Raw genomic sequence first — 14,210 nt, forward strand, 5'->3', positions numbered from 1 at the left:
TAGGGTAAGGCACCTTCTTTGAAGCTACCCACCTCTACCAGCAACTTTGCAAGGCGCATTTGACGATACATGCTTGCAAAGCCATCGATAAACCATTGTTATATTGAGAAAACAGCACGTTGGTTATTATCATTAAACTCAGTATAGACAGCTATATACGACGCTGCATAAAGTCATGCTAATCCGGTCTTAATTCACTAAATTACGGTGGCAACCGTTGTTTTTAGATCGTGATAGGTAAGCTAATGAGGCTGGCTAAATAGAGGCGTTTGTTGACGTTCACGAGGCATGATTTATGTTTTCAGCCATCAGATGCCGACGCTATTGCTGGGGAGTAAATTTACCCTTGGTTACCGGAATCAGCTGACCCTATATTATTTGGCTGATTATTTAGCTGATTGTTTAACATACTATGTATTCCGCTGATGCTTGCCTTAGTCGGTATCACTATCGTTGGCTTGCAAACGCTTTTGCAATCGCTGCTGTAGAGTAAGTTGTTGATGCACGCCATTATCGGATAACGGCTCAGATTGATGTGCCCGATAGTCTAATGGCTGTTGTTCTACAGACCATGTCGTTTGTTCATCGGTTTGCTCCGTGGTTTGCTCTATTGTTTGTTCGATTGCTTGTTCGGTTATAGGGTTATTGGCGATGATATGTTGTCCTATCTCAGTCTCGGGTTTATTGTCTAATTTCGTCTCGTCTGCGCGTTGCTCAGCCTCTGCACCTTCGCCTTTACCTTCCTCTTCGCCGTCATCGGCTAGTAAACATTGATATACTTGACTTAGTAACTTATCGACTTCCTCTGAGCTTAATTTAGGCTGATTAGAAAAGTCTTGATCGCACTGCTCTAAACCATCAAGCAGCTGATATTGCGGTTGTTGCCAAAGACGACGTAAAGCCTGCTGCTGCAGCTCTTCGTCAACGTCTTGACCAACAAATCGAGCAAAACAATTTTCACCTGCAAGTTCAACGAAACTGTCATCATCACTACTTTTTGTATCAATGTCATGGCTGACGTCATGAGCACGATTCTTCGCAGATGACGCTTCGCTGCCGCTTTGCTCAGTTAGTTTATCATCAGCGGATGGATGCCGATTATCGTTGCGCTCAATCCCCGACTCTGCATTCTTTATTTCATGGTTGGCCTGCCTTGTTTGTTCGCTCGGATGATCTTGTTGACCATGAGCTAGCGATGATTTTCGCTGTAACCAACGTCGCCAAAATGCCACCTTAGCCACTGACATTACTCCGACGGCGTCTCGCTTGCTCTTGTTTTTGATTAACATGTTTACGCCGATGCGCACAGATAGGCACTTCACCATGACGGCTAATAAACGCCTCGATCCAACAGGCAATAGCTGCTGGCATATCTATGCTCAACACAGGGGTTTCAGCCTCTAAGCAAGCGGTTGCGATACTTTGCTCCGGCGTGACCGATGTTGGCAGCCAGCTATCATCAGCTAACAAATCACAAACAATGAACAGCTTCGGGCGGTCTAAATCTAAGTTAAGGCGATAACTGGCACGCTCATCTTGAAACAGCTCGATAAACACTAAATGGCTATTTTTCGGCGCCGGTTGAGATTGTTCGGCACTGATAAACTCAGCAACGCGCCAACGTGGTGTTTGCCAACCATTAAAGGTGATCGGCTCTGCAACCAACGACACATAGATAGGCCAAACATTGTCAGTACGGCGCCAGTTTGACGTTTTGGTTTGCATTTGAACTTACCTTGTTATCTATCAGCGATAGCTAAATTATAGTCAATCAATAAGCGGCAAAATATCGACGAGCGTACCAGGCTCGATGTGTTGTTGATTGACCGGGATATGAATTAAACAATTCGCCGCCACCATTGATGATAATATGCCCGAGCCTTGAGGACCGGTTGTCGTCACTTGCAGCTGTCCATGCTCATTCAAATCGTAGTAACCGCGAAGGTATTCATCGCGCCCATAACGACTGCGCAACGATGTGGTCGCAACCGCTTTTTGCTTAGGTTGTTGCCAATCACGCTCTCCTGATAACTTGCGAATCGCAGGTTGCACAAACAGCATAAAACAAATCATTGCGGCAACAGGGTTACCTGGTATACCAAAGAATAGCGCCGGTGAATGCGATGGCTTATCGCTGGTATCTAATAAACCGAACGCTAAAGGTCGCCCAGGGCGCATAGCAACCCGCCAAAACTCTACACGCCCCAACCGCTCTAAACTGGCTTTTATATAATCGGCATCGCCCACCGAAACGCCACCCGAGCTGATCACAACGTCGGCCTGTTGTGCCGCATGACTAAGTGCCTGCTCTAAGCTATTTTGATCATCGTTAATAATACCTAAGTCGATAATTTGACAATGTAATTGCTGCAACAAGCCCGTTAACGTAAAACGATTGGCATCATAAATTGACGCCGTTGATAACGACTCCCCCGGTGCACACACTTCGTCGCCCGTTGAGAAAATAGCTACGCGAACCGAGCGATAAACATCAACTTGGGCATGCCCAAGAGACGCCAGTAAGCCCATTTCGGCGGCACCTAGACGTTTACCAGAGCGAAAAACCTGACTATTTTTGGCGATATCTTCACCGGCTTGACGAACGTTTTGACCTTTACTGACGTTATGTTCAATAACAATATGCTCGCCTTCTGTTTGAGCAAACTCTTTTGCGATCACAGTATCACTCCCTGCAGGCATTTTTGCCCCAGTCATGATCCGCACCGCTTGCGTGCCGATTAACGGCTGTGAGTAATGCTGGCCAGCAAACACTTGGCCAACCAAGTGTAATTTTAACCTTCGGGTTTGTTCTTCAGGTGTCACCCCTGTACTCACCTTCGCTTGCACAGCGTCAGCAGAAAAGGCATAGCCATCCATCGCGCTGTTTGTGTATTGCGGTACATCAATCGTTGCATAGACCGGCGCAGAAAGTACTCGCTTTCTGCTGTTAGCAAGTGCAACAGACTCGGTTGCCATGAGTACCGGTGTTTTAGCTAAGATGTGCTCTGTTGCTTGGTTAACATCGTAACTGCCAGAAGGTAGTTCCGCGCAGTTAGCGGAGCGAGATTGCTGAGCTTTTTCTAAGCCAACATAGTCGCTGATAAACTCACATATCCTATTGATATCATCGATATCAAAACGGGGGATATCTTTGGTTAATTTGGTTTGCTGGCAACAGGCGATCGCCACCACATGCTCATCGTTAGTATGAATAAACGGTTGGCTTAATGACGATGTTACTCGGTGCCGATGTACTTCCATTTTCGCGAACGATTCGTGTTTGAAACCTTCCACCAATACCAAATCCGCACTTGTCGCATCAATGCGTTTAAGCAAGTACTGCAACTTTGGTGATTGCCGCTCTGCATTTTCATAGATATGCGCGTAACGTTTATCGGATGCAATCAGTAATTGTTGAGCGCCGGCTTGGCGTAGCAAAAAGCTGTCTTTTTCTGGTTTATCGATATCAAAGTTATGATGGGCATGCTTGATGACCGCGACACGTATACCACGTTGTTTAAATATCGGCAGCAACTTACATAGCAAGGTTGTTTTTCCGCTGCCGCTGTAGGCACAAATGCCAAACACAGGTATCAGCAAAGGGTTAACAAAGGTGTCAGTCATTGCGGCGCTCCGCCAATGTCAGGTTATTATCAACGTAGCTGCTAGTAAGCGGAACCTCTTGTGGTTTACGACATACCGTTAAACGTTTATTCGCCAACAACCAATGTTGATGACATAAATTTGCCAGAGCATTATGCTGATGGCTTACGATCATCAAGCCGGTGTTTTGTTTTTGCAATTCAACAATCATGGATAACATCAACTCAACCGAGGCGCTGTCCATATTTGCCGTAGGCTCATCCAATAGCAATAATTTCGGTTGTACTAGGCACACGCGCGCCAGGGCTAAGCGCTGTTTCTCCCCACCCGATAAATGCGTTGCCGGCGTCGCTAATAAGTGCCGTAATCCCGCCATTTTCGCCACTCGCTCCAGTTTTTGTCGAGAGCCCTTACGATAACGATGAGTTATCGGCAAAGCGATTTGCAGATTATCTAAAACACTGCCTGCGTAAACATAAGGCGCTTGATGTAAATAGGTGGTGTAAGTAAGTAAACGGTTCTTGTGCGCTACTAGTGATAACATTTGCCTACCTGACACCCCGTGGTGCACCTTTAGTTCGCCTAAATTCGCATGAATTAATCCAGCAAGTATCTTCATTAACGTAGTTTTGCCCGAGCCGTTCTCACCTTGCAATAAAATCGTATCACCTTGAGCAAAGCATAAAGATTCAATACTAAACAATAAGGTGTCATTAAAATGAACAACGAGATTTTTGCCGTTAATGCGCACGTGATCATCGCCAGTATTTAGTGACTTCGGCGCTTGACTGTTCGGTAAAGCTTGCTTCCCTTTTTGAAAGAAACTCACTAATTTGTGCATCTCAATAACTCCTTACCATCGCTGAACCGCGCATCGAAGAAAGTATTAAGTTTAGTATTAAACTTAATAGCAACAACACCAAACCAAGCGCCACGGCTTGCGCAAACTGTCCCTTACTGGTTTCCAAAGCAATTGCAGTGGGGATATTGCGGGTGGCGTTAAGGATGTTGCCGCCAACCATCATTGAGCACCCCACTTCGGTAATGATGCGGCTAAAAGCGGTAATAACGGTCAATAATAGTGGCACCTTTAACTCTCGACAACAGAGCAAGGTACTGGCAAGAGGCCCTCGACCTAACGTTCTCGATGTTTCCCATACTCGTTTATCTATGTTGGTAAAAGCCGCTTGCGATAAAGAAACAAGAATAGGGATACAAATAAGTACTTGCCCCAAAACCATGGCTTTTTGCGTAAATAACCAGTGTAAATTACCTAGTGGACCATGGCGGGTGAGGAGAATATAGACCAGTAAGCCAATCACAACCGTCGGCACCGATTGCATAGTTTGAATACATGAAGTTAATAACCAACGCCCGCGAAATTGACTAAAGGCTAAGATAAAACCAATAAAAATACAGGGAATAATCGTCAATAAAATTGCTAATAACGACACCGAAAACGAGACTTTTATAATCGACCACAACTCGGTATCAAGTGATACCAGCAGTGTTAATGCGTCAGTAAATAATGGTAACCAACCATCATTCATATTGGTAATTTGCCTTAAACAGTTGCTCACCCTGCACGCGGTAGGCATTTATCAGCGCTTGCCCTTGTTCACTGCTTAGCCAATCGCTTAACGCTTCAGCCCCTTGATGATTTAATTCCGGGTATTTTTGCTTATCAATTAACATAATTTGGTATGGGTTGGTGAGCGCCTTATCGCCTTCAAAAACAATACCCAAGTCGAGCTTTTGCCGATAGGTTATATACGTACCACGATCAGACAGTGTATACGCTTGCAATGAGTCAGCCATTAATAACGTTTTACCCATACCTTGGCCAACTGACTTGTAATTAGTGAAGTTATGTTGCGCGCCACTACTTTGCCAAATCGCCAACTCTTTTTGTTCGGTACCGGAGTCATCCCCTCGAGAAACAAATAACGCGTTATGATTGGCAATTTTCTTAAATGCTTGGCGCACGCTATCGCTACTGGCAATATTGGCAGGATCTGAGACAGGTCCAAGAACAACAAAATCATTTTCCATAAAACGCCGGGCGAGTCGACCATAGCCCTGGGCGATAAACTTAGCTTCGGCACTTGGCGCATGAGTCATCACCACATCGACATCGCCTGCTCTAGCTAGGCGTAACGCGTTTCCTGAGCCGGTAGCAATCACATGCACTTGATAACCGGTTTGTTGTTCAAATACCGGCAAAATATTAGCCAATAATCCAGAATTTTCAGTACTGGTGGTCGTGGCCATTTTGATAATTTGCTTAGGGTAAGTAGCCGCCGCGTAGCCAATTATTGGCCAACAACACGTTGCCAAGATGAGCAGAGAAAGGTATCGATACGGTGGCAATATGGTTAATAAAAATAAACGAAATAAATGCATAGGCAGTAAATTAATCGAAGTTTTTATAGCTGACTGTCGTTATTCGTTTACTAAGTATGATTGCCGATATGCAAAATCGCAAAAAACAATAAAGATATTGAATTTATTTATAAATTACTGCCAAAGTCGTCACCTAAACCGGTCTTATAGATTAACCTGGACATCCGCGATAGATTATCTCGGCTATGGTAGCGGGCGTTTATTAGAGCGTTACTGAACCTAGCGCATCGCCAGAGCGAATAATGATGGAGAGTATGTGCGAGAGCTCAATCAACGGCAATCCTGGTGAGTCGTTGCTAAGGTAATGTTGTTGTCCTTTATTCTATATGCTTTAAGCGCCAGCTACCATGGTACACATTAAAGCCCTTTTGGGAGACAAAGCCGATTAAGGTGATATCAAAACGTTGGGCGACAGAAATAGCTAGCGAGGACGGTGCCCCAACCGCAACAATCACAGGAAAACCGGCCATTAATGCCTTTTGTACCAACTCAAAACTTATTCGACCACTAAGTACCACGACGCGTTTACTCGATTGCTGCGCTTGTGGCAACGCCATATTGGCACCGATTAATTTGTCCATAGCATTGTGACGGCCAACATCTTCTTTAATCAGTTGCAACTGACCTTTGGCATCAAACAAACCCACCGCATGTACGCCCCCTGTTTGTAAAAAGGCGTGTTGTTGATCGCGCATGGTATCACTTAGCTGAAGAACCGTATCGATGGCTAACCAATGAGTGTCGTTATCTAATGTCGGGGTTTGCTTTAGCTCTAATGACTGCAATGAGGTTTTGCCGCAAATACCACAACTCGATTGCATCGTTAAATGTCGCTGATATTGTTGCCAATCCGGTATCACTCCATAAGCTAACACCACCTGTACTTTATTGGCTTCGATACCTTTATCATTTGTCACATGAGTTACCGATAACACATCCTGATAACCTCGAATAATGCCTTCGCTGTTTAGTAACCCTATCGCCAACTGAGCATCTTGCCCTGGGGTGCGCATGGTTATAGTAAACTCTTTTTCTTGAGTATTGGCCGATTCATCTTGCCACAGTAAAATAATTTGTAATGGCTCTTCCACCGCAACAGAATCGACATGAGCACGTTTTACTACCTCGCTACCATGGGCGCGGATACGGATTTTATTAATATGGGTAATACCGCTGTCAATATCACTGGATATCGTGTGTTCAGCAGTTGCTGGCGTTTTGCCCGTCATATTATTCTCCGTACTGTTAATGTCATATTGAATTCCATATATAGGTTTTAGTATTAGAATTTGGATATTAGATTTTTACATAAGGGGGTAATGCTGTCGGCCGATACATTACGTCCCGTTTTTTTAAACCGTGTTCTCTGCCTAACCCCAAACAGCCTAAGCCAAACACATTTTGCGCTAAACCTGATTGTACTGTTCTTCTGGTGATTGGCTTTATCATCACTACTTAGCATAACAACCAGATTATTATCGCCGATATATTGTTATGTAAGTCAATACTTTAAAGCTAGCCGAATCATACTAGCTTGCAAGCAGAGCGACACATCAAGTATGCAAACAAAAAAGGAACCCGATGGTTCCTTTTCAATAAAACAATACGTTAAGCAACACACGTCATACTAAATCGCCGCTTCATCTTCTTCGCCAGTGCGAATTCGAATGACACGACTGACATCGGTCACGAAGATTTTACCGTCGCCAATTTTACCGGTTTGTGCAGTATCAACTATCGCGTTAATACAACGTTCAACGTCTTCATCAGCAACAACAATCTCTAACTTCACCTTAGGCAAAAAGTCGACCATATATTCTGCACCACGGTATAATTCGGTATGGCCTTTTTGGCGACCAAAACCTCGTACTTCCGAAACCGTCATACCAGTAATATTTACCTCAGCCAGCGCTTCACGGACATCGTCCATTTTAAACGGTTTGATGATTGCTTCTATTTTTTTCATAAGCTTTCCCTGAGAATAAGATTTATAACAAAATTCTACCGCTAACATTCACCTATACGCCACTCTTTTTTATCTAAATAAGCATAAATAAAATTTTTTAAAGCATAATCTTGTCACCTCATCTAGTCACACTTGTATCAGGTTGCTAAACTAGGCGTTTTTGAGTAATAACTTGAGGCTAATTATGGATCGCCAGGCAATTATTGATGAAATGAAGGTATTGCCCACAATTGACGTAAAACAGGAAATTACCCGTCGCGTCGATTTTATCAAAGAGCAACTGTTGCAGTCAGGGTTAAAACACCTATTTTTAGGCATCAGCGGTGGTGTCGATTCATCCACTTGTGGAAGGTTAGCGCAACTGGCTATTAATGAGCTAAATGAAGAGCATGGCGGTGGTTATAAATTCGTCGCAATGCGTCTACCATACAATGTTCAAGCAGACGAAGATGATGCACAACTAGCACTGCAATTTATTCAGCCTGATGTTGTACTGTCTACCAACATTATGGCGGGTGCCGACGGTATCCACCAAGAAGCGGTGACGGTACTTGAGCAAAGCGGCCTTCTTGATGCCGATAACAATCGCTTAGATTTTTCCAAAGGTAATGTAAAAGCTCGTACCCGCATGGTAATGCAGTACCACATGGCAGGTATTCTAGGTGGCTTAGTGATTGGTACTGATCACAGCGCCGAGAATATTACCGGTTTTTACACAAAATGGGGCGATGGTGCATGTGATATGGTGCCACTGTTTGGTTTAAACAAACGCCAAGTAAGACAACTTGCCCAAGCGCTCGGTGCACCAGAAAAATTAATATACAAAGCACCAACCGCTGACTTAGAAGAGTTAGAGCCAGGCAAAAAAGACGAAGATGCCTTAGGTTTAACCTATGATCAAATTGATGACTTCTTAGAAGGTAAGGCAGTTGCTCTAGAAGTAGAACAACGCTTAGTTGATATTTACCTTAAAACGCAGCATAAACGTCAGCCAATTCCAACGGTTTACGATTAATTATTGTATCGTCCAGGCTATTAAAGGTGCGGATTACACATAGCCAATAGCTATTATAAAACGCGACTTAAGGTCGCGTTTTTATTAGCAAAGTTTCGTCATTAACTTTTGAGTTATTGCGGATTTACTGCTAAGTTTAAATTATAACAATAACAAAAATGAGATAGCTATGAAGGTGTTAACACGAGGTTTAGGTTTTAGCTTCTTAGAAGTGCTCATCACCATTTTAATTCTCTCAATACTTGCCAGTATCGCACTGCCAAACATGAATGATTTTATCGAAAAAATGGCGGTGGAAAACGAAGCGTCGCAAGTTCATCGAATCTTACTGGCTGCCCGCAATAGCGCAATTAACAAAGAACAAACGGTTATTGTCTGCCCTCTTGATGATGATGGCAGCTGCACAAGCAACTGGACCAATGCCATCTCCGCATTTACCGATAATAATAATGATAACAGCTATCAGGCAGCAAATGATGAGCTGATCAAAGTAAAATCAGCAACCTCAGGTCGTCAACAAATCGCCTTTAACACCGACAAAGTGATGTTTGATGCAACCGGTAAGCGTATTGATAGCCAGTCGCGCACCTTCTCCATTTGCTCCGCCATTAAAAGCCAGTTTAATAAAGGTGTTACCGTATCTCAATTAGGTCGCGTATATCAATCGCAAGACATTGATGCTGATGGCAAAGATGAAGATAGATTGGGGAATGAGATCAGCTGCTCTTAAAACATTCAGCAAATAGCAGCCCAACAAAAAACGCAACCTATCTACCCTCAAGCGTCTTTCGTGAAGACCATGCTTTTCCTTAAATGCCTTGGTTTAAGTAAAAGCTAATAATCTAACGAGCCAGGCTGCTTTCTATTTGACGAGCTTCTCCACTTTTAAACCGTTGACCTTCCTTTTTACATTCAAAGACTTTAGTGACCATAATCTGGTTATTGGCAACGTTGGTTGGGATCATCATGCCCACTAAGTTTCTTTCTAGCGATTTATAGGCTGAAACGGGGAGTCTTGTGTAATATAACTGTTGCTCACCACCTTCAACCTCGACAAAGCATTTCGCTTCTATTTTTGGCTGACGAAACTTTGCCTGCGGATCATGTTGTGACGAACGATTTTCGGCATTCGCAGAGCCACTGCAAACAATAAAAGCCAACAGCATCATGTTACGTAAAAGCATGTTATCTCTCCCAGCAGTTAGTCGACGTAGCCGTTCTTACGCCAACATCATTTATCATCAATTCTTTACAAACACTGTCTTTGCTTGCCTGAGTTCCTAACGCGGTTGCTTTTAAGGTAAAGCTTGCAGCGCTGGCCGTTGCAGCAATACTGTATAATCCAGAATTCGTGATCATTGGATTTGCTGATGCACCAAGCTTAGTTAAATCCGCTGCATAGGTGCGCATATCACTGTAATACTGTTCTTGTAAACTGGCCAAGCGCACGAGCTCAGTCATTGCTTCAGAGCGATTAGTACGGGTAACGTACTCGGTATAACTTGGCGTCGCAATAGCCGCTAAAATGCCGATAATGGCAACGACAATAAGCACCTCAATCAAGGTAAACCCTGAAGCTCTTCGGTTAGCATGCATAAATACTACTCCTCAACATACAAATAGGTGCGCATGGTTTTCAGCGAGACACCTTCGGTTTGATCACAATCTTCGGCATTACATAATGTCAGAGTGCCTTCACCATCGCCCTTCCCCACACCAACGAAACGAATTTTAGGGGCTTTATTGGTCACGGAGCCTATCGGTGGGATCACCACAGTTGGTGCATCAGGGATACGTTCGCCAAGCGACAGACTGCGCCAATCATAAACTCCTTGGCCGGTATTTAAATCAATCGCGTACAACTTCCCTTCGCCCATTTCCAAAGCACATTGATTGGCAACGGTTTCATCAACACTAGGCGGCGTAAATGAGGTAAAATAGCCAATTCCGGATACAGCGACCGCCATAGATAAACTTTTCTCAGCGGAGCCAGTTAAATCGATATACCACCCAGATTTACTGCTGACATCAAGATCGACACTGTCTATCGCATCACTGGTTGTCGCACTGTCGTAAGGGCTTACGGTATAATCCATTAAATTGGATTCGGTAATGGCAAATGGGATCTCGTTATTTGGCATCGATTTGGTGAGGATATTATCGTCTTTTAACATATAAAGGCGGTTTTCAGTGACGCTTGTACGCGGTCTGGTACGATCACCACTGCCGATAAGTAAGACATCATAGGGGCGCTCTTGTCGTGTTATGATGTCCTCATTATTGTACTTGGTTGTTTTCGTGTAAGTGAATACGCCTCGCGCTATCGATGGCTCATAAAAAAAACGTCTATCGGTTGCTTCGGTTGTGCCGCCTAAGCTGGCAAATTTAAATGCGGTCCATGGCGCTTTGTCATCACTAGGGTTAGCACCTGGCATGTCGATCCGCCATATATTACCGCCAGTATCGGCTGCATATAAGCGATCCACATAGCCATCAGAATCGCTGTCCATAATGGCAGTATCCGCGGCAATCGAATCGCTAATACCCCACAACTCGGTCCATTTTCCAACGTCGTTAGACTCAGGGCTTGCTGACCACAACAAGTTGCCTGTTTTAGCATCGAGCATAAACACAGCACGTCCACGACTATCGGCGCTACCAACACCACTGAGATCTTTATTGGTATCATAACCACCGCTAATAAATAGCACCGGCTTTGCAACACCATTGTCATCAATATTGAGCAGACTATATGCAACTTTCGCTTTTGCCCACGACTGAGCTAATTCGCCCATTCCAGGACTATTATCATCAATACGCCACATTAACTGGGGGATATCAGGATTGGATACATCTAAAGCGTAATACGCTGTGCCACCGCGACGTAAGCCGAAGAACACCCACACTTTATCGTTGCCACTGATGGTACCATCACCATTTTCGTCATATCGATACACCGTTGCAGAGCCATCGACACCATAAACTTTATCGTCATTTAAGGTGTTATCCAATAATGTTTGATAGTTTGGAAAAAACTCTTTCGGCATAAACGCCCAAGTTTCAGCAACCGAATCACCGTTATCCTGAAACATATGAAACGCGCCGGCATTAGTGCCCAATAGAATACGAATATCTTGATTATCCTCGGTTCCACCATAATTAATCACTAACGGTTTGGAATGAAGAGGATCACCAAAAACATCTTCACGGATATCAGTGGTATCGCCATCATCATCAACATCTCTAATATCGATACCTATCGCCCAGCGCATAAGATTCGCGGTTACCTCTTGCTGAGCACTTTCTGAATTTGAATCATCAACACTTGACGTACTTTCTAGCTCATAACCGCCTGAATCATATAAAGCAACTTCGAACCCAGCATCGTTTAAAGCTTCTTGTAGGCCACCATCGTTTAAAGCTTGATTGAGGTTATCAGCAGTTAATAACTCCAATCCGCCGTTTTCAGCAGTGTCGGTGTATACTTTACGCGATGTTATGGTTTGGAACATTTCCACAACACCGCCTGCGCCGACCTTTTCGCCATCAGCAACATCACTGGTCCCCCAAAACGTATACGCCCCGGCGTTAATTTCGCCATTTGAGTCGATGGCATCTATGCCGTTGCGGTCAACAATAGTGCCCTCATTTAATTTTAACTTTTTCAAGTTACCACGCCAACGCGGTGTGATATTAGGCAAAAACATCGCGTAATATATGCTGTCGAGTGTTTCGGTGCGGTCGAAGTTGTTGGCTGATACCGCTGGCGATGAAAAGCTGGTATCTATCGCTAGTACTTCAAGCAACGCCGATTGTAAGGATGATAATAACGAGGTTGCGTCCCGTGCGGGGAAGTACTTACCACCACCATTAGTCGCTGCAGCGGTTAATAATCGACCTGCATTGTTCACCGCATCATCACCAAAGCCTATGGTATAGAGGATAGATTGTTGTCTGCCTGGTAAGTCGGGGTTAATGTCGTTGTTATACATATAATCTGCTAAGGCAGGCAAATAGCTGGTATGCTGATTTCCCGTGTCAATCCACATCGTCTTAGAACTATCAAGTCCGTCAAGAGCAGCCAATGCCGCGTTACTGCTCGTGTCATTATAGGGCCGACCATCCGTGATCATAATGGTATAGATGGTATTGGAACAGTTTTTATAAGGCGTGGTGTAACGATCTACGAGCTCAGTTGATATTATGTTGCCATTTGCGTCTCGCTCCTCTATTCGCAATATACTTTGCGGTGTACCGCTTCTGTGCCCGTAAATGGGTGTCATACCACCGTAGTATCGCATCGCTTCATGCAATGTTTCGCAAAGGGGCGTAACGCCGTTAGCAGTAAGGCTATTGACCATGTTGACATAGTCGGTTTCTTTACCGCCAGACAAGTCACTTATATCAAATACGACACGGCCACCTTCTTGACCACTAAATACCATTAAACCAAAATCGATACCAGGTGCCGCTTGCACTAAGTTATTGACGGTTTCTTGGGCAATAGCGATTCGCGTTTTTTGTACAGCGCCGACTTGATAATACCAACGCAAATAGTTTCGCGAGTATAGAGTTACCCCACTGCCTTGACTAAAATTGGCTTGCGTCACTTGATCAATAGCTAAGTCTTCATAAGGGTACGGTTTATTTTGGTGATCATTAAGCAACGATGGCAATGAACTTGGAAAGCCATTACCAATATGGCTGGCATTAATATTTATCGCCTTTTCAAGATCGTCTTTACAATCGATAATGTCTCGGCTAGTACCATTATTGGTGTTGCTTAAATCGCGCCACTCACCAGGTAGTAAGCCATATGTATATGAAAACCTCGGCTTTCGATAATATTTAACAACACCATTGTAAAAACCGACATTACCAAGCGCTTGTTTGCTTACTTCACAGCTGTTATTTGTTTTCAAAAATCGCCGAGAGGTATTAATGCTAGGGACACCACGGTTAGAATAATAAATGTATTCTTGTCCATCTAATGGCTCGTTGGCGATAGGCTGATAAGCGACATTTGGGTCATACGCTTCTGGTACCACTTGCTCGGTTGTTGTCATACTGCCTGATGTATCAAAAATAATTAATACTTGCGGACGTTTGCTGTTTTTATTGTCTCGGTCACCAAGATACAGCTCAATGTCTTCAGCACTGGCCGTAGGGATGGTAAGCAATATTAACAACCATAATAGACTGTAATGTTTAAGAATATTCATG

13 protein-coding genes are annotated in these 14,210 nt (G+C 44.0%); 2 read left to right on the top strand and 11 right to left on the bottom strand.

Annotated elements, in window-relative coordinates:
* Positions 1 to 434 precede the first annotated feature (434 nt).
* The 8 genes from ACAX20_RS11510 to glnB form a co-directional block, all read right to left on the bottom strand.
* Entirely contained in the window at positions 435 to 1,289 is an 855-nt protein-coding gene (locus ACAX20_RS11510) for a DUF3306 domain-containing protein (RefSeq protein WP_371186338.1), read from the bottom strand.
* Entirely contained in the window at positions 1,234 to 1,725 is a 492-nt protein-coding gene (locus ACAX20_RS11515; protein WP_371186339.1) for a DUF3305 domain-containing protein, read from the bottom strand. The genes ACAX20_RS11510 and ACAX20_RS11515 overlap by 56 nt, the downstream gene beginning before the upstream one ends.
* 42 nt (positions 1,726 to 1,767) lie before the next feature.
* A complete protein-coding gene (locus ACAX20_RS11520) occupies positions 1,768 to 3,624 on the bottom strand; it encodes a bifunctional molybdopterin-guanine dinucleotide biosynthesis adaptor protein MobB/molybdopterin molybdotransferase MoeA (RefSeq protein WP_371186340.1) in 1,857 nt (618 codons plus the stop codon).
* Positions 3,617 to 4,444, bottom strand: a complete 828-nt coding sequence (locus tag ACAX20_RS11525) for an ATP-binding cassette domain-containing protein (RefSeq protein ID WP_371186341.1) — start codon at positions 4,442 to 4,444, stop codon at positions 3,617 to 3,619. Before ACAX20_RS11525 ends, ACAX20_RS11520 begins: the two co-directional genes overlap by 8 nt.
* A gap of 1 nt (position 4,445) precedes the next feature.
* Positions 4,446 to 5,153 carry an ABC transporter permease gene (locus ACAX20_RS11530; RefSeq protein WP_371186342.1) on the bottom strand — a complete coding sequence of 236 codons (708 nt, stop codon included), beginning with the start codon at positions 5,151 to 5,153 and terminating at the stop codon, positions 4,446 to 4,448.
* Entirely contained in the window at positions 5,146 to 6,006 is an 861-nt protein-coding gene (locus ACAX20_RS11535; RefSeq protein ID WP_371186343.1) for a substrate-binding domain-containing protein, read from the bottom strand. Before ACAX20_RS11535 ends, ACAX20_RS11530 begins: the two co-directional genes overlap by 8 nt.
* Positions 6,007 to 6,323: 317 nt before the next feature.
* A complete protein-coding gene (fdhD, locus tag ACAX20_RS11540; RefSeq protein WP_371186344.1) occupies positions 6,324 to 7,235 on the bottom strand; it encodes a formate dehydrogenase accessory sulfurtransferase FdhD in 912 nt (303 codons plus the stop codon).
* Between the two features lie 398 nt (positions 7,236 to 7,633).
* The gene (gene glnB / locus ACAX20_RS11545) at positions 7,634 to 7,972 is read right to left on the bottom strand and encodes a nitrogen regulatory protein P-II (protein ID WP_371186345.1); all 339 of its coding nucleotides are present in this window, start codon (positions 7,970 to 7,972) and stop codon (positions 7,634 to 7,636) included.
* Between the two features lie 184 nt (positions 7,973 to 8,156).
* On the opposite strand from glnB, the gene nadE reads away from it, so the two are divergent.
* A complete protein-coding gene (gene nadE / locus ACAX20_RS11550; RefSeq protein ID WP_371186346.1) occupies positions 8,157 to 8,987 on the top strand; it encodes an ammonia-dependent NAD(+) synthetase in 831 nt (276 codons plus the stop codon).
* A gap of 169 nt (positions 8,988 to 9,156) precedes the next feature.
* Complete coding sequence (locus ACAX20_RS11555; protein WP_371186347.1) at positions 9,157 to 9,717, top strand: GspH/FimT family protein; 561 nt, start codon at positions 9,157 to 9,159, stop codon at positions 9,715 to 9,717.
* A 112-nt stretch (positions 9,718 to 9,829) separates the two neighbouring features.
* On the opposite strand, the gene ACAX20_RS11560 is transcribed toward ACAX20_RS11555, so the two are convergent.
* The 3 genes from ACAX20_RS11560 to ACAX20_RS11570 are packed head-to-tail and all read right to left on the bottom strand — an operon-like array spanning position 9,830 to position 14,209.
* Positions 9,830 to 10,171, bottom strand: coding sequence for a TapY2 family type IVa secretion system protein (locus ACAX20_RS11560; protein ID WP_371186348.1), 342 nt, complete (start codon positions 10,169 to 10,171; stop codon positions 9,830 to 9,832).
* A 1-nt stretch (position 10,172) separates the two neighbouring features.
* Positions 10,173 to 10,583 (bottom strand): type IV pilin protein, encoded by a 411-nt coding sequence (locus ACAX20_RS11565; protein WP_371186349.1) that lies wholly within the window; start codon positions 10,581 to 10,583, stop codon positions 10,173 to 10,175.
* Between the two features lie 5 nt (positions 10,584 to 10,588).
* Positions 10,589 to 14,209 (bottom strand): pilus assembly protein, encoded by a 3,621-nt coding sequence (locus ACAX20_RS11570; protein ID WP_371186350.1) that lies wholly within the window; start codon positions 14,207 to 14,209, stop codon positions 10,589 to 10,591.
* Position 14,210 lies beyond the last annotated feature (1 nt).

This window comes from Thalassotalea sp. Sam97, from assembly GCF_041379765.1.
GTDB lineage: Bacteria > Pseudomonadota > Gammaproteobacteria > Enterobacterales > Alteromonadaceae > Thalassotalea_A > Thalassotalea_A maritima.

Coding starts and splice junctions, on each gene's coding strand:
- nadE (WP_371186346.1), top strand. CDS start 8,157: ATGGATCGCCAGGCAATTATTGATGAAATGAAGGTATTGCCCACAATT.
- ACAX20_RS11530 (WP_371186342.1), bottom strand. CDS start 5,153: ATGAATGATGGTTGGTTACCATTATTTACTGACGCATTAACACTGCTG.
- ACAX20_RS11515 (WP_371186339.1), bottom strand. CDS start 1,725: ATGCAAACCAAAACGTCAAACTGGCGCCGTACTGACAATGTTTGGCCT.
- fdhD (WP_371186344.1), bottom strand. CDS start 7,235: ATGACGGGCAAAACGCCAGCAACTGCTGAACACACGATATCCAGTGAT.
- ACAX20_RS11555 (WP_371186347.1), top strand. CDS start 9,157: ATGAAGGTGTTAACACGAGGTTTAGGTTTTAGCTTCTTAGAAGTGCTC.
- glnB (WP_371186345.1), bottom strand. CDS start 7,972: ATGAAAAAAATAGAAGCAATCATCAAACCGTTTAAAATGGACGATGTC.
- ACAX20_RS11535 (WP_371186343.1), bottom strand. CDS start 6,006: ATGCATTTATTTCGTTTATTTTTATTAACCATATTGCCACCGTATCGA.
- ACAX20_RS11510 (WP_371186338.1), bottom strand. CDS start 1,289: ATGTTAATCAAAAACAAGAGCAAGCGAGACGCCGTCGGAGTAATGTCA.
- ACAX20_RS11560 (WP_371186348.1), bottom strand. CDS start 10,171: ATGCTTTTACGTAACATGATGCTGTTGGCTTTTATTGTTTGCAGTGGC.
- ACAX20_RS11570 (WP_371186350.1), bottom strand. CDS start 14,209: ATGAATATTCTTAAACATTACAGTCTATTATGGTTGTTAATATTGCTT.
- ACAX20_RS11520 (WP_371186340.1), bottom strand. CDS start 3,624: ATGACTGACACCTTTGTTAACCCTTTGCTGATACCTGTGTTTGGCATT.
- ACAX20_RS11525 (WP_371186341.1), bottom strand. CDS start 4,444: ATGCACAAATTAGTGAGTTTCTTTCAAAAAGGGAAGCAAGCTTTACCG.
- ACAX20_RS11565 (WP_371186349.1), bottom strand. CDS start 10,583: ATGCATGCTAACCGAAGAGCTTCAGGGTTTACCTTGATTGAGGTGCTT.